Raw genomic sequence first — 18,500 nt, forward strand, 5'->3', positions numbered from 1 at the left:
CGGATTCGAGCACCGCACCGCCGCGCGACGAGGAGCCCCCGATGAGCACCAGCCCCGGTCCCCTGGACATCGCCTTCACCGCGCCGATCGGCGTCACCGTGAAGGGCGAGCTCTGGTCCTGCGTGGAGGTGCCCGGCTCGGTGGAGCTGTTCGGCACCGGCAAGGCGGTGAAGATCCGCGCGACCGTCGACGGCGAGCCGGTGACGGCAAGCCTGATGCCCACCGGCGCCGGCGGGCACATGCTCTCGATCAGCGCGAAGCTGCGGAAGGCGCTCGGCAAGGACCTGGGCGACGAGGTCGCCGTGCGCCTTCTCGAACGCCTGACCTGACGCGGCCGGGCCGCTCACGGGGTCTCCTACCCGCGGGCGACGCCGGATCTCGACCCACCTGGCACGATCGGTGCATGCCGACGAGCACCGCACGCACCCGATCCGCGACCGGACTCCGTCGCTCCGGAGGCGCCGCGGCACTGGTCCTCCTCGCCGCAGCGCTCGGCGGCTGCGCGCTCCTGAGCAACGAGTACTCCCGCCAGCAGATCGACGTCGAGGAGTTCGCCGACGACCGCTGGACGGAGTGGGAGCCCCTGAGCGGCCTCGAGGTCGTGAGCGACGAGGTCTGCGCAGGCCTGGTCGGCTGCCTCCAGGCGGTCGCTTCCGAGGATCTCGTGGTCCTGAAGTTCGACTCCGCATCCTCCGCCGGTGACTACGTGGACGGAGCTGGCGGGTCCGTCCATCAGATCGATCCCCTCGTCGTCGACTTCCGCGGCACCGGCCTCTCCACAGCCGACCAGGACGCTGTCCTGAGCACCCTGTCGAACATCAACGCGGACAGCCCCGACTGATCACCGTCGGTGATGGCGGGTCGGCGAGCACGGCGGGCCGAGGGATCGCGGGGAGGACGATCGTGCCGCCCCGACCGGCGCGGCGCGCTGCGGGGACGGTCATAGTGGCTCCATGGACGACGCGGTGGACACCCTCCTGAGCGGCCCGCGGGGCCGACGGCTCTGCCTGGAGGTGGCGATGAGAGCGGACCCGGCCGTGAGGATGGTCGCGTTCCTCGCCTCTCTCGCCTTCGACCAGGGGACCAGCGTCCGATTCACCGCCTCCGACGGCGACTCGGGTGAGCCCGAGGCCCCCGATCCCGGTCCGGAGGAGGTCGCCGCCGCGATCGAGGCGCTTCCCGGTGGGGCGGTCCCCGACGACGTCCTCCGCGAGGGGCTCTGCGCGAGTGTCGACTCCGCCTGGTACTGGCAGGAGCCGAACGGGCAGGACATGCTCGCGTCGCTGCCGGCGGTCCGCTCGGCACTCGTCCGGGTCGCGGAGGACGTGCTCGCCTCACCGGTCGCCGCGGAGTGGACGCGGCCCCGCGGGTCGGAGCAGTGGGCGGTCGACTGGCGCCCCGACTCCGGTCGGCCCCTGCCCGTCGGCGCCGCGGCACTCCTGGAGGAGTGGGCGACGGACCTGCGCGCCGACGAGGAACGGGAGCGGCCGACCGACCCGCAGGCCCGCTTCTCCGGCACCTGGTGGTCCCTCCCCCTCCGTCTGCTGCAGACGCAGTCGCGGATCGAGGATCTGCTCGAGCTGGTCGAGGACTCCGCGGGGCTCGACGCGGCCACCGTGATCCCGGTGTTCGGCGACGGACGCACCCTCGAGATCGGCTCGGCGGCCGACTGGGCCGAGCTCTGCCGCGCGAACCCCGCCGAGGTCACCGCCTCCCGCCGGCACGACTGGTACCGCGTGACCGGGTGGGACGGACGCTGGCTGATCCCCGACTGGCAGCGCGTCGCGGCCGCCTGGGACGCCGTGCACCTCACGACCTTCGGCTACCTCTCCGCCGCGACGCGGTTGATCCCCGTCGGCGACGCCTACGGCTCGGTCATCGCCGGATGGGCACCCGACAGCACACTCCGCCTCACCGACAGCGCGCGCGAGGCGGACGGCCCGCGCCAGCAGTGGGTGCGCCCGATGGGCGAGGACCGCTGGCGGAGGGTCTGAGGGCGGCTTCGGAGAGACCGCCGCGCCTCTTGCTCTCGTGCTTGCATTTTGCAAGCATGGCTCGCATGAGCCTCTTCATCACCTGCCCGGTCGACAGCGTCGAGCGCGCGACCGCCTTCTACACGGCCCTCGGCTGGACCCTCAACACGGACATGTCCGACCACAACGTGTCGTGCTTCGCGATCGCGCCCGAGCAGTACGTGATGCTCGGCAGCCGCGAGATGTACGCGGGCGTCGGCGGCACCGAGGACCTCATCGGCGGGCCCGGCACGCCCTCGAAGGTCACGGTGTCGTTCGACCTCCCCAGTCGCGAGGCCGTCGACGAGCTGGTCGAGCGGGCCGCCGCCGCGGGCGGGCGGGTCGGCGACACCGACGACTACCCCTTCATGTACCAGCGCCAGTTCGACGACGTCGACGGCTACCACTACTCGCCGTTCTGGATGAAGCCGGACGTCGATCCGGCGGAGTGAGCGATCTCTCCGCGGCCCTCGAGGTCGTCGGCGCCCGATGGGCCCTGCTGATCGTGGAGCGTCTTCTCGACGGGCCGCAGCGCTACGGCGACCTGCAGCGCGACCTCGGCGTGCCGACGAACATCCTGGCGACCCGCCTGCGCGAGCTGGAGGCGGCCGGCGTGCTGACCCGGCTGCCCCTCCGGCACAACACCCGCGCCTACGCGCTGACCGACCGCGGGCTCGCGCTGCGCGAGGCGATCGCCGCGCTCGGGCGGTGGGGCGCCGACGGGAACGGAGCCGCGACATGACCGCACTTCCCGCGATCGGCGCCCCCGCCACCCGGGCGCTCGCGGCCGTCGGCATCCGCTCGCTCGAGGACCTCCGCGGACGCGATCTCACTGAGTTGGCGACCCTGCACGGAGTCGGGCCGAAGGCGCTGCGCCTGCTCGCCGAGGCATGCTCGTCGTCGAGCCCAGAGGTCGTGGACTCCTACTCCGCCCGAGCCGACGAGTACGCCGAGCTCTTCGGCTCGATGTCCTCGGTGCACCCCTCGGACGAGCGCCTCGTCTCGTCGTGGGCGCGGAGCGCGGAGGGACGCCTGCTCGACGCCGGCTGCGGCCCCGGGCAGTGGACGGCCCACCTCGCCGGGCTGGGTCTGGACATCAGCGGCGTCGACCGCGTGCCGGCCTTCGTCGAGCTCGCTCGACGGGCGCACCCGGAGGCGTCCTTCGCCGTCGGCGACATCGACGCCCTGGAGGAGGAGGACGGCACCCTGGGCGGGGTTCTGGCCTGGTACTCGCTGATCCACCACCAGCCGAGCGTCCTGCCGCGCGCGTTGGCCGAGTTCGCGCGCGTTCTCCGGCCGGGCGGGACGCTCCTCGTGGGGTTCTTCACCGGCCCCGGAGTGGAGGCCTTCGACCACGCGATCACCACGGCGTACCGATGGCCACCGGAGGCACTCGCGGACGAGCTGTGCGCCGCCGGCTTCGAGATCCTCGAGACGCACACCCGCACGGAGCAGGCGCCCGGGCCCCGTCCCCACGGCGCGATCCTCGCGCGGCTGAGCAGCGACGACTGACCGCGGGTGACCCTCAGAGGTTCGCGCGGACCTGGTTGATCGGCAGCTGGCCGAGGGCGACGGAGTCGGGAGTCCGCTTCGTCACGACGGGTCCGCCGGGCTCGCCGAACGGGTCCGGTGGCAGCGGAGGGCGCCTGCGACTCAGCAGCCTGCTCAGGATCTCTCTGATTCGCTTCATCCGGATCACTCCCCCGTCTCGGCCCTGCGGGCCGACGCCTCCGGCCAGCATGGCACGGGCACGGCACCGCCCCCGGCCCCCGCGGCGAGCGGGGAACGGGGGCGGCGCCGGCGATGCGGATCAGTGCTTGCCCGGCACCTTCCTCGTGACGATCACGTCGAAGCTGCTCGTCCGGGTATTGCCGGCCGCGTCCTTCGCCGTGCAGGTCACGGTCGTGGTGCCGATCGAGAAGCGGCTGCCGCTGGGCGGGCTGCAGACCAGGCGGACCGCTCCGTCGCGGGTGTCGATCGCCGAGGGCGGCGTGTACGACAGCTTCACTCCGGACGCTCCGTTCGAGACGGCGTGCACGTCCGGCACGTCGGCGATGCGCGGAGCGAGCACGTCGGCCGGGCGGGCGGGCAGCTTCGTCGGGTCGACGATGCCCCAGTAGGCCGGCGCGACCTGCAGGTCGTCGTCGAACGGCAGCGGCTGCTCCCACGGGCGGGCCATCGGCCACGTCCGCAGCCAGGTGCGGGCGTTGCTGATGCCCCAGAAGGTGACCGACTCGATCGACGAGTCGTGCTCGCGGAGCATCGCGAACAGGTCGCGGTAGTAGTAGCCCACCTCGGCCGCCGCGTCCTCGTCGTTCTCGAACGCCGGGCTGTACGGGTCGACCGGGGCGCCGCTGACGTCGGCGCCCTGGTTCTCGGTCGACGCGTTCACGTCGAGCTCGGTGATCGCCTGCAGCAGCGTGGGATCGAGCTTCTCGACCGCCTCGATCGAGTCCTCGAGCCACTGCACCGGCCGGGCGACGTCCACGTGGGCCTGGTGGCCCACTCCGTCGATCGGCACCCCGCGGGCCTGCAGGGCCGCGATGAGCTCCACGTAGTCCGCGCGCTTCTCGGGCATCTCGGTGTTGTAGTCGTTGATGAAGAGCTCGGCGTCCGGGAAGTACTGATCGGCGAGACGGAACGCCTCGTCGACGAAGCCCTCGCCCAGCACCTGGAACCAGCGGCTGTCGCGCATGTCGTGCGGATTCGCGGTGTCGCCGTCCGCGATGACCTCGTTCACGACGTCCCAGGCCCAGATCGGGCTGTCGCCGTCGGGGTAGCGGGCGTCGATGTGCGCGGCGATGCCGGCGATGTGCGCCCGCATCCGGGACTTCAGCAGCGCCTGGTCGGCGGGGCTGCTCGTCAGCGGCCGGTCTCCGTCGAGGAAGAACCACGCCGGGGTCTGCGAGTGCCAGGCCAGCACGTGCCCGTACACCTCGATGCCCTCGGCGTCGGCGAAGTCGAGCAGCTGGTCGAGCTGCGTGAAGGCGAACTGCCCTTCCACGGGCTGCACGCTCTCGGGCTTGCCGGCGTTCTCGGGCGTGAAGGCGTTGTAGTGCTTGCGGAGGAGGTCCGCGGCGGTGCCGACCGTCTCGCGGGCGTCGATGGCGACTCCCACGTGCTCGATCCCGGCGGCGCCCAGCACGTCCTTCAGCGCGGGCACGTCGGTCTGGATGGGCTTCTCGACGATCGGCTCGAGGACGAAGTCGTCGAGCAGGAAGTCGACCCCCACCGGGCCCTCGACGTAGACCTGCACCCGGTCGGCCGCGGCCGCCAGCGTGTAGGTGCCGCGCAGGAGGACCCAGCCGTCGGCCGTGACCTGCGCGCCGGCTCCGGCGACGCCCTCGTAAGCGCTGGCGCCTCCGTTGTCGCGCTGAACCGAGATCTCCAGCCCCGCGGGCGATTCGCCCGGAGCGAGCTTCGCCCAGACCGAGACGCCGACGGCCGTTCCCACGGGCAGGCCCTCGGTGACGTCGAGCGTCGCGCCGTGCCACGGCTGCGTGCGGTTCGTGACGAGCAGCGCACCGGATCCGGTCCGCGCGTCGGTGCTCGCCGCGACCTGCACGCCGTCGCCGCGGGCCGCCCAGCCGTCGAGGCCGCCCTCGAAGTCGGAGGAGACGCCCGGCTGCACGGCGGCCGTCGCACCGCCCTGGGGCAGCACGAACTCCCAGCCCTCGGCGGCCTTCTCGGTGACCACGGTCGTGACCGCCTTCACCGTGCTGCTGCGGTCGCCTCCGCCGTCGTGGGCGAGGACGATCGCACCCGGAGTGAAGGCGGCGCGGAGGTTCGCGGTCAGCGTCGCCTCGCTGAGGTCGTTGCCGTCCCAGTCCGAGATGGTCGAGCCCAGCCCGAGCGGCTGCATCCCGAGCGCCGCGGCCACCGCGCCGGTGGCGCCCCAGCTGCCGTTGGGAGCGCGGAAGTACGGCACGGCGAGCGCCGGGTCGCCCACGGCCTCGCGGATGATGCGGAGGTTGGCCTTGAGGTCGGTCTCGACCTGCGCCTGCGTCCACGAGCCCATGTCGGCGTAGGAGGTGCCGTGGTTGCAGAGGGTGTGGCCCTCGGCGACGATCCGCCGCAGCAGCTCCGCTCCGCCCGCCTGCTGGACGTTCTGCCCGATGATGCAGAAGGTGGCGCGGATGCCCTGCGCCTTCAGCAGGTCGAGGATCGCGGTGGTCTCGCCCGGGTTGGGGCCGTCGTCGAAGGTGAGCGCCACCCGGTTCCCGGTGCCGCGCGCGGCGGTGACCGGCGTCGTGGTGGCGGCGGTCGCTCCTCCGGGCACGAACGAGGCGTCGGGGGTGGGCTGCCAGGTGACGGGCGCGGGAGCCGCGGTGCCGGTGATCACGATGTCGTCCAGGAGGTAGTCGTAGGGCCCTGTGAGCGCGCTGGTGCCGAGGTAGGCGCGGAGCGTCGCGGGGTCGGCACCGGCCGGAGCCGAGAAGGTGCCGCTCACGGTGGTCCACGCGTCGGCGGTCACGGTCGTGTTCCCCACCCAGGAGTAGGTGGGTTCGACGACGAAGCGCGCGGAGGCCGTGGTGCCGGCAGGAGCGGCGAGCCGCACCTGGGCCGACATCGTGTAGGAGCCGCCGGGCTGCAGCAGGTTCGCCGGCGTCTTCACTCCGTCGTAGTCGTTCGCGCGGCCCTGCACGAGCAGCGCGCGGTCGCCGCCCTCGGCGACCACCGACAGCGTCGGTCCGCCGTTCTGCACGAGCGGGTCGTAGGCGCCGTCCTCGAAGTCCTCCTGCAGGAGGACTGCGGGCGCGGTCTCGGCCGCCTGGGCCGACGGCAGGACGAGGGCGCCGGTGAGCAGGCCGAACGCGGTGGCGCCGGCGAGCAGGCCGCGGCGGTGCCGGGCGGTGGGGGCCGCGATGAGGCGGCAGGGGGTGACCGGAGTGATCCGGTCGTCGTCCCGGATGGGATCGTTCTTCATCGAACAGCACCTCTCGAAAGTTTCGACCTCAGTGTCGAAATCTGTTGGTGACTGGACGGTAACCGACCCCCTTCGGAGGGGTCAATTGTTTTCGAAACAGTTTGTTGCTCGTCACAACGAACGGCGGCGGTCGCCGAGGAGTCGCGGGTCAGATCCGCGCAGTGGAGCCGCGCACGACGAGCGTCGTCGCCAGGTCCATCCGCAGCTGCGCCGCATCGCCGTCGCGCAGACGCACGACGAGTCGGGTCGCCTCCTCGCCCATCAGGCGCAGCGGCTGGTGCACCGTCGTGAGCGGCGGCGAGGTCCACTCCGCGATCGGCAGGTCGTCGTACCCCACCAGGGAGAGGTCCTCCGGCACGCGGAGCCCCCGCATCCGGGCCGCCTCGAGGACACCGAGGGCCTGCAGATCGGAGCCGGCGAACAGGGCCGTGGGCGGGGTCGGGCCCGACAGGAGCTCGAGCGCGTGGTCGCGCCCCCCGGGCACGTGGAAATCGCCGAAGCGGAGGAGCGACTCGTCGACCTCGACCCCCGCGGAGCCCATCGCGGACCGGAACCCGTCGAGCCGCGCGCGGGAGCACATCATGTCCGGCGGACCGGTGATCACTCCGATCCGCGTGTGCCCGAGGTCGAGCAGGTGCCGCGTCGCGAGCACTCCGCCCATCCAGTTCGCCGACCCGACCGACGGCACGTCGGGGGCGGGGTCGCCGGAGGGATCGATGATGGCGAACGGGATGCCGGCGGCGCGCAGACGCCGCTTCTGCTCCTCCGGCAGCCCTGACAGGACGAGCACAACGCCCGCCGGCCGCCGCGCGAGGACGCCGGTCACCCACTCCGGACCCGGCGAGCGGTGGTCGCCGCTCAGCGTCAGCACCACGCTCATGCCGTGCTCGCGGGCGACCGCCTCGACCCCCTGGATGATCTGCGTCGACCACGCGCTCTCGATCTCGTGGAAGACGAGCTCGAGGTACGTCGACCGCGAGCCCTCGCCGCGGCGTCGGTAGTCGTGCGCGTCCAGGAGCGCCTCGACCCTGCTGCGGGTGCCCGGCGCGACGTCGGCCCGGCCGTTCAGCACCTTCGAGACCGTCGAGATCGACACTCCCGCCTCGTCGGCGACCCGGGCGAGCCGCGCGCGCGACGGGGCGACGGGTGTCTCCTCCACGGTGCACCTCTCGTCCGGGGGCCGCTGGTCGGGGGACGACGTGCGGCCGGAGGGACGTGCGGCGCGCGCGTCCTCCCCGATCCTACGAGCGGGACCGCGGTCAGCCGACCGCCGCTGCGCCTGGCTCGCGGACGCAGCCCCGCTCCCCCGGGAGTCCGTTTCGTGCCCACTCGCCAGGACTCCCAGCGCCCGTTCGACACCAAACGGGGTCGCCGAGCTCCTCAGCCCCCGGATCGAGTCCACTCGTCGCGGGCTGAGGATCCGAGACGACGCCAACCGGGCCTTCACGTCTCCGCAGGCCCCGATCAGCACCCGTTCGCCGGAGGACGGAGCCGAAGCCTGACACCGCTCGTCCCGGAGGGACAGGTCAGCGGGCCCCTCCCCGGGCGAACGCCTCGAGGGCGTCGCCGGCGAGGCGGTAGCCGAGCCACTCCGTCTTGGGCGTCGCGCCGATGCCGTCGTAGACGCGGATCGCGGGGGTGTTCCACCGCAGCACGCTCCACTCGAACCGGCCGCAGTCGTTCTCGAGGGCGAGGTTGGCGAGGCGCCGGAGGATCGCCGTGCCGGCGCCGGCGCCCCGGTGCTCGGGAGAGACGTAGAGGTCCTCCAGGTAGAGGCCGTTGCGGCCCTGCCAGGTGGAGTAGTTGAAGAAGTAGACGGCGAAGCCGATCGGGAGGCCGTCGGCGAGGCAGATGAGGGCGTGCGCGGTCGACGAGTCGCCGAAGAGGGTCGCCTCGATCGACTGCTCGGTCGCGACGACCTCGCTCTCGGACTCCTCGAACACGGCGAGCTCGCGGACGAACCGGAGGATCGTGGCGGCGTCGGACCTCTGCGCGGGTCGGATCTCGAGGTCGGGCACGTCGGGGCTCCTCTCGGGCGGGGCGCTGGGGCGCTCGCGATCCTCGGACCCTAGCGGACGGCCGCGGGGGTCGACGTGCTGCAGCCCCGGCTCACTCCCCGAACCGCGTCTCCTTGTACGGCGCACCCGAGCGGTCGTACGTCGTCCACACTCCGAGCTGCCGCCCGTGGTCGAGCGTGCCGCTGCGCAGCAGCGTGCCGTCGAGCCGGAACCACTCCCAGAACCCGTGCATCTCCCCGTCGAGCATGCCGCCGCGGCCGCGGAGGCTGCCGTCGCGGTGCAGGATCTCCGTCGTCTCGCTCACGCGCTCGCCTCCGATCCCGATCGCGCCACCGGAGGGAGGACCACCAGCGGATCGGGCCGGTGCACCCCGCGCATGCGGTAGCCGAGCGCGTCCGACGCCTGCAGCAGGTCGGCCAGCAGCCAGACGATCCCGAGCCACATCTCGGTCCCCTGCAGCCCGGGCACGCCGTCCGCGCCGTCGGACCGCGGCGCGAACGCGATCCCCTCGCCGGGGACCCACTGGCCGAGCGCCTGCTCGAGCGCCCCGCGCGCCCACTCCGCGATCTCGGCGCGGCGGTGCGGAGTCTGCTGCGCGGCGAGCCGGAGCGGATGCGCGATGTCGAGCACGTTGCACGCCGTCCAGCCCGCGGGGGTCGAGAGGTACGGGTCGGCGGCGTGCAGCAGCACGGTGTCGATCGTTGCGACCGGATACGGCAGCGGCACTCCGAACTGCGCGAACAGTCCGCGGGTCAGCCGGTAGAAGCCGTTCACCGCCTGCAGCCGCGGCGACTCGGAGTCGGGCAGCACCGTCCCCCACAGACCCGTCGCGGGGTCCGCGCGGGCGACCGCCCAGCCGAGCAGGGTGGCGAGGGGCCCGGCTCCCCCGTCGTCGAAGGCGTCGGAGTGGTCCAGCACGTTCACGGCGCACGCCGTCGCGAGCGCGTCGACCGCGGCACCGGATCCCCAGGCGCCGGCGGCCCAGTCACGGGCGTCGAGGGCCGCGGTCAGGTCGGCCCCCGCGAGTTCGTGGACGGCGCGGATCGGGTGAGGCGTCCGCCCGCCGAGCAGCCGCACCGCGTAGCCGACGCTGAGGACGTGGTAGCTCGCCGGCCCGTCGAACGCCGAGAGCGGCTCCTCAGAGAGCGGCTCCGACGAGGTCCGCGCCCGCTCGAGACCGGCGTCCGAGAGGTCGCCGTCGGCGACCAGCCCCGTCGCCGGATCCTGCCTCGCCGTCAGCCGTCGGATCAGGTCCGCGGCGTCGAACCCGGGCGGCGGCGCGTCGAGCAGCAGATCGGCGAGCTCGACGGCGTCGGCCCACGGGCGGACGGTCGGCGCAGCGGCCGTGCCGGGCCGGTCGACGAAGCGGCCGTCCTCGAAGCAGCGCGCGAGCACCGCGGGGATCTCGGCCCGAGCCGTGTCCCCGAAGCGCCGGAGCGCCTCCCGCAGCTCGGCGTCGCGAGCCGGCGCCCGCCGGTCGCGGAGGACGCGGGCCGGATTCCCCGCCACCACCGCGTGGTCCGGGACGCTCTTCGTCACCACCGAGCCGGCGCCGATCACGACGTGGTCGCCGATGACCACTCCGTCGAGGATCGTCGCCTGCGAGCCGATCCAGACGTCGTCGCCGAGCACGATCCCCCTGCTCGAGAGGCCCTGGGTGAAGACCGGGGCGTCCGGCTCCATCAGGTGGTTGAAGCCCAGGATCGAGGTGTGCGCACCGATCCGGACGCCGTCGCCCATCCGCACGTCGCCGCGGACCACGGCGAACGGATTGACGGAGCAGTCGGCTCCGCTCGTCACGTCGCCGGTGACGTACGCGTGCGCGGCGATGTAGCTGCGGTCGCCGATCGACAGCCGGTCGCAGAAGACGGCGGCACTCGCCGCGACGAACACCCGGTCGCCGATCACGGCTCCCCCCGAGGCCAGCTCCCCCAGCCGCTCGGCCTGCGCTGCCCCGTCGGCGGAGTCGGGGTCGTACTCCCACGGGAGGAAGTCGACTCGGCGGACTCCGTCGGCACTCATGCACCCACCCTTCCACGGAACCCGACGGGGCACGAGGGAACCCCGGACCGTCGAGACGTCCCGGTGCAACGGGCTGTCTCGACGGTCCGGGGTTCCCTCACCGGCGGACGACGGAGCGCCCTACTTCAGGGTGCGCTTCACGATGTTGTTCCCCGGAGTCGGGTCCGACACCACGGACCACGCCTTGGCCTCGACGGTGGTCGACGCCGGGCGGCTCGCGAGCGCGACCGTGTAGACGATGCTCTTCCCGGTCGTCACGCTCGGGGTCTTCCAGGTGAGCACCGTGGTGCCCGCGACCGACCCGGCAGTCTTGACGGCGCCCGGAGCGGACGTCACCGTCCCGGTCACGACGACGCGAGTCGTGGTCGCCGCCGCATCACGCGTGCCGACGTTCTTCACGGTGACCTTCACCGACAGCGGAGCCGTCGCCGACAGCCCCGACGCCGGAGCGACCGCCACCGTCAGATCCGCTCGCGTGAACAGCTTCATCTGCAGCGTCTGCTTCACCGCGGGCGCCGCCGACCAGACGGAGTCCCCGGCCTGCGCGGCCGTGACCGTGCAGGAGGACGTCCCCGTCAGCGTCACCGTCGCGGTGCCCGGCCCGGTCGACGCCAGCGTGCAGCTGCCCGAGGCCGTGAGCGCCACCGGCAGACCGGAGGAAGCGGTCGCCGCCACCGGGTACGCGATGCCCCGATCGGGCGAGGTCGGCATCGTGGTCGTGAACGCGATCGTCTGCGCCTTCCTCACGACCTTCACCGGCGCCGCGACCACGACCGACTGCGTCGCGCGCGGCGCAGCCTCGTAGGACGCGTCCCCGGCCTGGGATGCCGTGATCTTGCAGGTACCGGCCTTCAGGAACTTCACCGTCCCGTTCGTCACGGAGCAGACCGTCGGGGTCGTCGTCCCCAGCACCACCGGGGCACTGGATCCGGCCGCGGCCACCGTCGGCACGTACGCGGCGCCTCCGGCCGTCGCCGCCGGAGCGGTCGACGTGAAGGCCAGAGTCTGCGTCTGCCTCCCCGCGACCTCGAACGTGCGCACCGCCTGGGCGGCACCGTGGCGGGCATCGCCCGCCTGGTCCACCGTCAGGGTGCAGGTGCCCGCGGAGTCGTACGACACGACTCCGGACGCCGTCGAGCACGCGCCCGATGCGGTCAGCACCGGGTCCGTGCTCGAGGGTCCCCGCACGATCACGGGGGTGGACGAGCCGCCCACCCGCGCGTCCGCGGGAGCCGTGCCTCCGAAGGACACGGTGCCCGCCGTCAGACCGACCGCGATGGTCTGCGACACCCGAGGAGCGGGCTCGCGGGTGTCGTCACCGGCCTGATCGGCGGTCACCGTGCAGGCGCCGGACCCGGAGAACGTCACGACACCGTCCTCGATCGAGCAGGAGCCATCGGTGCCGAACGCCACGGGCTCGCTCGAGGATCCACCGGTCGCCGCCGGCGTGTAGGTGCCGCCCGCGACCGCCGCAGCGGGGGCCTCGGACGTGAAGGCCACGGTCTGAACGGCCTTCCCGACCTCGAACGCCCGCACGACCTGGTCCGCGGGGCCGTGCTCCGCGTCACCCGGCTGATCGAGGGTCAGCGTGCAGGTGCCCACCGCGTCGTAGGACACGACGCCCGAGTCGACCGAGCACGCACCCGCTGCGGCGAGGACCGGCGCAACGCTGGAGGGTCCGCGCACGATCACCGGAGTGAACGACCCGCCGAAGCGGGCATCCGTCGGAGCGACGCCGCCGAAGGCGACCGTCCCTTCCGAGACGCCGATCTCGACGGTCTGCGAGACCTGCGAAGCGGCCGCGTAGCGCGCGTCGCCCGCCTGGTCCGCGGTGATCGTGCAGCTGCCCGACCCGGTGAAGGTGACGACTCCGTCGGCGATCGCGCACGACCCGGTCACTCCGAGCACCACGGGCGCGCTCGACGCGCCACCCGCGGAGGTCGGCCGATACGTGCCGCCCACGAGGGGCGACTCCGGAGCGTCGGACGTGAACGTCACCGTCTGCGCCAGAGCGGCGATCTCGAACGTGCGGGTCGCTTCAGGGGCCGCCGCGTGCACCGCGTCGCCCGCCTGGTTCAGCGTCAGCGCACAGGTGCCCGCGGTGTCGTAGGAGACGACTCCCGCCGATACCGAGCACGCGCCCGACGCCGTGAGTACCGGACGGGCACTCGACGGCCCGGCCACGATCCTCGGAGTGCTGGAGCCGCCGACCCTGGCGCCCACGGGAGCGGTGCCGCCGAACGCGACCGTGCCCGCCGTGAGCCCCACCGCGATCGTCTGCGACACCTGAGGCGCCGCCGAGTAGCCGACTCCACCGGCCTGATCCGCGGTCACGGTGCACGTGCCGGACCCGGTGAAGGTCACGACTCCGCTCGCGATCGAGCAGGCTCCGGTCGCACCGAGCTGCACCGGCCGACCGGAAGCGCCACCCGTCGCCGTGGGGCGGTAGGTGCCGCCCGCGAGCGCCGAGGCCGGCGCCTGCGAGGTGAACGCCACGACCTGGGCGGTCGTCGTGATCTCGAACGACCGGACGACCTCCGGAGCCGCGCCGTGGCGCGCGTCGCCCGCCTGGTTCAGCGTGAGCGTGCAGGTGCCCGCCGCGTCGTAGGACACGAGTCGGAAGGGTCCGACCGAGCAGGCACCGGACGCCGTCAGCACCGGAGGGGCGCTGGACGGCCCGGCGACGACCGCGACGGTCGTCGATCCGCCGACCCGGGCCTCCGCCGGAGCGTCGCCGCCGAACGCGACGGTGCCCGCCACGAGACCGACTGCGACGCGCTGCGACACCTGCGGAGCCGCCGAGTACCGGTCGTCCCCCGCCTGGTCCGCCGTGATCGTGCAGGTCCCCGCGCCGGTGAAGGTCACGAGCCCGTCCGCGATCGCGCACGACCCGGTCGCTCCGATCACGACGGCACTGCCGGAGGCGCGGCCGTCAGCGGTCGGCCGGTAGGTCGCGTCGACGAGCGCCGTGGCCGGAGCGGTCGACGTGAACGCGACGATCTGCGGGAGCTTCGTGATCTCGAAGGTCTGCACGGCCCGCGCGGTTCCGTAGGTGTCGTCGCGGTAGTGGGTGGCGACGACGGTGCAGGTGCCCGCGGAGTCGTACGACACCACGCCGTTCTCGCCCAGCGAGCAGGCGCCCGATGCCGCGAGCAGCGCCGGCCCGGTGGACGGGCCCCGGACGAGCACCGGCGTGACGGATCCTCCGACCGCCGCCCCCGTGGGGACGGGACTCGAGATCCCGACCGAGCCCGGCGCGTAGCCGACCTCGATCGACTGGGTGTCGGGTCGCGCGTTCTCGTACTGCTCGGTGCCGTTCTGGTAGGCGGCGACCAGGCAGATCCCCTTCTTCGAGAACGTGACGACGCCGTCCTTCACCGAGCACTCGACGCTGGTGATGATCCACGGGGTCGTGCCGGAGGCGCCCGCAGTGATGGCGGGCGTGTAGGTGCCTCCGACCGCCGCGTTCACCGGCGGCGTCGTGGTGATCCGCACGGTCTGCTCGAGCTTCACGACGGAGATGTCCGCCTCGGCACGGCGCGCGGGCCAGTACCCGTCACCGGGCTGGTCGAGTGCCATCCGGCAGAGCCCCGCCTTGTCGTTGCGGACGGTCGTCCCGTCGGCCATCAGCGAGCACGCACCGCTCGCGGACAGCACGGGCACTCCCGACGACGGACCGGGAACGATCACCGGGGTGTACGTCTCGAGCACCTTCGCGATGCGCGGCGGCTCGCCGCCGAACCGGAGGTTGCCCTCCGGCGTCCCGACGGTGATGACCTGACGCGCCTGCGGAGCAGCGCTGTGCCGCTCGTCGCCGCGCTGATCCACCTTCACCGTGCAGTACCCGTCGCCGAAGAACGTCACTGTCGAGTACTCGATCGTGCAGGTGCCGTTCTCGATGATCGAGATCTCGAGCGGGTTGCCCGATCCTCCGCCGGTCGCCTGCACGGTGTAGGTGTCGTCGGTGAAGACGCGGGAAGGAGGGGTCGAGGTGAACGTGATCGCCTGCGGGATCCGGTCGAGCAGGATGAAGCGCACCAGAGAGTCCGGGGCCTCGTGGACGTCGTCGCCCGCGACATCGAACTGCACTGCGCAGGTGTTGCCCTCGGTGTAGGTCAGGATCTGCCGGCCCTGCCCGTCGGGTGCGACCGTGCAGCCGAAGAAGGTGCTGATCGCCACCGGCAGTCCCGAGCTCGCCGTTGCGGACACGACGTCCGTGGTGCCGAGCACTCCCCGGGCGGGGAGGACGGGGGTGATGGTCTGCGTCGCCTTGGCCACGGTGAGGTCGAAGGACTCAGCGCCCGAGGCGTAGAACGCGTTCCCCGCCTGCTCCGCCGTCACCGTGCACAGCCCGGACCGGGTGAAGGTCACGACGCCGTCGGCGGCCGAGCAGGCACCGGTCGCTCCGACCACCACGGGGAGCCCGGAGGCGCCGCCCGTCGTGGACGGCGTGTAGCTGCCGAGCGCGACCGGCCTCGCGGGGCGCGGCGAGGTGAACGCGACGATCTGCTCGATCTTCTTCACGGTGACGGTGAAGGCGGCCGTTCCCGTGTTGCCCACGGCATCGACGGAGGAGCAGGTCACCGTGGTGTCGCCGATGGGGAACACGGTTCCGGAGGCGGGCGCGCACGTCGCGTCGACGGGGCCGTCGACCGCGTCGCGCGCCGGGGCGGCGTAGGTGACGACGGCACCGGAGACGCTCGTCGGCTCGGCGACGACGGTCGCCGGCACGGCGACCACCGGGCCGCTCCGGTCCTCGAGGAGGAAGGTGCCGGGCACCGACGTGATGCTGTAGTTCGAGCCCGCATCGCCTCCGGCGCACGTGGTGGCGTAGCTGCCGACGGGCGTCGTGGCGTCGATCACGACCACGCCGTCCTCGTTCGAGAAGCGGCCTCTCGGCTCGGTGAGGAAGCGGTCGGAGCCGAGGAACCCGGTGGTGGTGCAGGTGATCGCCGGAGCCGTCGCGACGCCGTGCGCCCCGGTCGGAGGGCTCGACGCGGTGACCGTGAGCACGGCCGGAGTCACCGTGAGGGTGCCGTCGACGTAGGCGATGGGGCCGGTCGGGTTCGTGAGACCGGAGCAGTGCGTCGTGTAGCGCCCGGCCGGAGTCGTGCTCGAGAGGGCGAGGGGCGAGGTGAAGGCCGTGTCGGTCGTCGCGTACGCGCTGCACGAGAGAGTGCCGACGAGGCCGGCGCCGACGGCGGCCGTGATCTCGGGAGCAGCGGAGCCGTACGAGACGGTCGGCGACGCCGCGGTGACCTTCACCGGGACGGGCAGCGGGGCGACGATGCGCAACGCGCCGTCCTTGTACCCGGCGATCGTGTAGTTGGCGTCGACGGCCCCTCCGTAGCACCGGGTGGTGAAGTACGAGTAGGTGCCCGTCAGGCTCGCCCAGTTCGGAGTCGGCCGGTAGATGATGTCCGTCGCGGTGACGATCTGGCGGTACACGCCGTGCGTGGGCGGAGTGACCCAGGTGTCGGACCCGAGGAAGGGCGCCGTGCAGCCGAAGGCCGGTGCCGGCGAATTGCGCGGATGGTCGAAGGACTTCGCGGTCACGGTGAGGGCCTTGGGCTTCGCGGTGAAGCTCTGCAGCGCTTCGGCGGGGTACCCGTTGGGCGTCATCGGATCGACCTTCGCCCCGATCGTGCAGAGCCCGGCCGCGGTCACGGTGACGGTCGAGCCGCTCACCGTGCACGACTCGGCCGTCTTGCTGCTGAAGACGATCGAGCGCGCGGGCTGGGTGACCGCCTGCGCGTAGCCGCTGATGTCGAAGGTGTCTCCGTACGTCTTCGGCGGCAGCGTCGACAGATCGAAGTGGGCTCCCATCACCGTCACCGTCACCTGGTTGCTGATCGTCCGACCGCCGCAGGTGGTGGCCGTGACGCGGTACAGGACCGTCTCGGGCCGGGTGTGCGGCGGGACGACCAGCTGGGTCGAGGCGCTCCCGACAGTCGCCTCACCCTCGGCGACCTGCCAGGTCGCTCCGCCGTCGCGGGAGGACTCCCACGACATCACGGGGATGCTGCCGTAGACCGACGACGTGACCCACCAGGCGTCGAGGGTGTGCTGCCGGCCGGTCACGATCACGTCGTCGATGGGCTGCTGCCGGAAGACCGGTGCCGGGGCGCACGCGCGGACCTCGTGCCGCAGCACGGGCTCTCCCGACGAGCTCCCGCGGGTCGCCATCTCCCAGCTGAAGGCGGCGGGATAGGTCGCCCGGACGTCGTTCCACCCCTGCGGCAGGTTCCCGGTGCGCAGCACGGCCTCGCCGTTCGCGCCGACCGGCACCTTCGTGACGCCGGCACCCGTCGAGAACTCGACGGTTCCCCCGGCCGGCACGGGTCGGCCCAGACTCGGCACGGTGACCCGGGCGGTGATGACGACCTCTTGGCCCGCGGTCGACCACGTCGGCGTCGTCGTGACGGTGGTCGCGGTGTCGTACACCGGCGCGATCACGGGGTCGGGGTACGTCGGGCCGACGCTCTGCGCGACCTTGGTGACACTCGGGTGCACGTAGCTCGACCCGCCGCCGCCGGCTCCCGGATGGTTGGCCGGATCGAGTCCGTCACCCGCCGTATAGGACGAGCCCCCGCCGCCGCCGTACCACCAGCCGCCGCCTCCGCCGCCGCCGCTGAGATTGTAGGCGCCGCAGTTGTAGGCGCCGTCGCCGATGACCCTGCCGACATCGCCGCCCTTCCCGTCGTTCAGGAAGACGCCCCACTGGCCGGCGTTCCCCCTGCTGCAGGTGTTGAACGTGGCGTATCCGGCCGCACCCGGGTTGCCGCCCGAGTTCGCACCGCCGCCGCCACCGCCACCACCGTCGACCTCGCGGTTCGTGCCGCCGTTCGCGCCGGGCTTGGCACCGCTGCCGGCGTCGGCGTCACCGCCCCGCGCGGTGGACCCTCCGCCACCGCCGCCGGCGCCGGCGACGGCGAGACCGTGCTGGCAGCCGTCGGACCCGACGGTCGAGAGGTACTGCGCGTCGCCGCCGATGCCGCCGCGACCCTGCAGGCTGGTCGCCGACCATCCGGCCGCCCCCGCCGGGGCTCCCTTCAGGCGCCCGATCTGCAGGACCTGTCCCGGAGTGACGGCCACGTCCACGACGAGCGTCGAGCCGCTCCCACCCTTCGATCCCTCCCCCGCGAGGCGGATGCCGCTCATCGAGGTCGGCGCGGAGCCGCCGCCTTTCTGACCGCTCAGGATCGCGCGCACCGTGGTCACGCCGGCCGGCACCGTGTAGTCGAGAGCCTTCTCGACCTTCGGCGAGGTGAAGCACGCCGTGGTGAAGACCTGAGCGGCCGACGAGGTCGGCGCGACCACGACGCTCAGCCCGATACCGGCGACGAGGACCGCCCCGGCGACGAGGGACGAGAGGAAGGACTGACGACGCATGCGCTGCTACTCCTGGCGGCTGCTGCCGGGAGCCGATGCCCGCGGTCGCCTCACAGTAGGAGTGCAACCGCATCACGGGAACGCGAAATCTACACGCTCGCCCTTGTCGGGGGGTACGGATTCCCGTTC

General features: G+C 72.8%; 13 protein-coding genes. 6 read left to right on the top strand and 7 right to left on the bottom strand.

What is annotated here, in order from left to right; translation table 11 throughout:
* Positions 1–41: 41 nt before the first annotated feature.
* From C1I63_RS00555 to C1I63_RS00580, 6 genes are all read left to right on the top strand, one after another.
* The gene (locus tag C1I63_RS00555; RefSeq protein WP_107573368.1) at positions 42–329 is read left to right on the top strand and encodes a DUF1905 domain-containing protein; all 288 of its coding nucleotides are present in this window, start codon (positions 42–44) and stop codon (positions 327–329) included.
* A gap of 74 nt (positions 330–403) precedes the next feature.
* Positions 404–841: a hypothetical protein gene (locus C1I63_RS00560; protein WP_107573369.1), complete on the top strand. Its 438-nt coding sequence runs from the start codon at positions 404–406 to the stop codon at positions 839–841.
* A 112-nt stretch (positions 842–953) separates the two neighbouring features.
* Positions 954–1,994: a hypothetical protein gene (locus C1I63_RS00565; protein WP_107573370.1), complete on the top strand. Its 1,041-nt coding sequence runs from the start codon at positions 954–956 to the stop codon at positions 1,992–1,994.
* A gap of 65 nt (positions 1,995–2,059) precedes the next feature.
* Positions 2,060–2,464: a VOC family protein gene (locus tag C1I63_RS00570; protein ID WP_056868010.1), complete on the top strand. Its 405-nt coding sequence runs from the start codon at positions 2,060–2,062 to the stop codon at positions 2,462–2,464.
* Positions 2,461–2,754, top strand: a complete 294-nt coding sequence (locus C1I63_RS00575; RefSeq protein WP_107573371.1) for a winged helix-turn-helix transcriptional regulator — start codon at positions 2,461–2,463, stop codon at positions 2,752–2,754. Before C1I63_RS00570 ends, C1I63_RS00575 begins: the two co-directional genes overlap by 4 nt.
* Complete coding sequence (locus tag C1I63_RS00580) at positions 2,751–3,524, top strand: methyltransferase domain-containing protein (RefSeq protein ID WP_107573372.1); 774 nt, start codon at positions 2,751–2,753, stop codon at positions 3,522–3,524. Before C1I63_RS00575 ends, C1I63_RS00580 begins: the two co-directional genes overlap by 4 nt.
* A 13-nt stretch (positions 3,525–3,537) precedes the next feature.
* On the opposite strand, the gene C1I63_RS19595 is transcribed toward C1I63_RS00580, so the two are convergent.
* The 7 genes from C1I63_RS19595 to C1I63_RS00610 all read right to left on the bottom strand — a co-directional run bounded on the left by C1I63_RS19595 (position 3,538) and on the right by C1I63_RS00610 (position 18,371).
* Positions 3,538–3,702, bottom strand: a complete 165-nt coding sequence (locus C1I63_RS19595) for a hypothetical protein (RefSeq protein WP_170116277.1) — start codon at positions 3,700–3,702, stop codon at positions 3,538–3,540.
* Between the two features lie 120 nt (positions 3,703–3,822).
* Entirely contained in the window at positions 3,823–6,939 is a 3,117-nt protein-coding gene (locus tag C1I63_RS00585) for an endo-1,4-beta-xylanase (RefSeq protein WP_107573373.1), read from the bottom strand.
* A 148-nt stretch (positions 6,940–7,087) separates the two neighbouring features.
* Entirely contained in the window at positions 7,088–8,098 is a 1,011-nt protein-coding gene (locus C1I63_RS00590; protein WP_107573374.1) for a LacI family DNA-binding transcriptional regulator, read from the bottom strand.
* 367 nt (positions 8,099–8,465) lie between these two features.
* Positions 8,466–8,957: a GNAT family N-acetyltransferase gene (locus tag C1I63_RS00595; RefSeq protein ID WP_107573375.1), complete on the bottom strand. Its 492-nt coding sequence runs from the start codon at positions 8,955–8,957 to the stop codon at positions 8,466–8,468.
* 91 nt (positions 8,958–9,048) lie between these two features.
* Positions 9,049–9,261, bottom strand: a complete 213-nt coding sequence (locus tag C1I63_RS00600) for a toxin-antitoxin system YwqK family antitoxin (RefSeq protein ID WP_107573376.1) — start codon at positions 9,259–9,261, stop codon at positions 9,049–9,051.
* Complete coding sequence (locus C1I63_RS20235) at positions 9,258–10,979, bottom strand: acyltransferase (RefSeq protein ID WP_107573377.1); 1,722 nt, start codon at positions 10,977–10,979, stop codon at positions 9,258–9,260. The genes C1I63_RS00600 and C1I63_RS20235 overlap by 4 nt, the downstream gene beginning before the upstream one ends.
* A gap of 120 nt (positions 10,980–11,099) precedes the next feature.
* Entirely contained in the window at positions 11,100–18,371 is a 7,272-nt protein-coding gene (locus tag C1I63_RS00610; protein WP_107573378.1) for an MBG domain-containing protein, read from the bottom strand.
* Between the last annotated feature and the right edge of the window lie 129 nt (positions 18,372–18,500).

The organism is Rathayibacter caricis DSM 15933, from assembly GCF_003044275.1.
GTDB classification, from domain to species: Bacteria; Actinomycetota; Actinomycetes; order Actinomycetales; family Microbacteriaceae; genus Rathayibacter; species Rathayibacter caricis.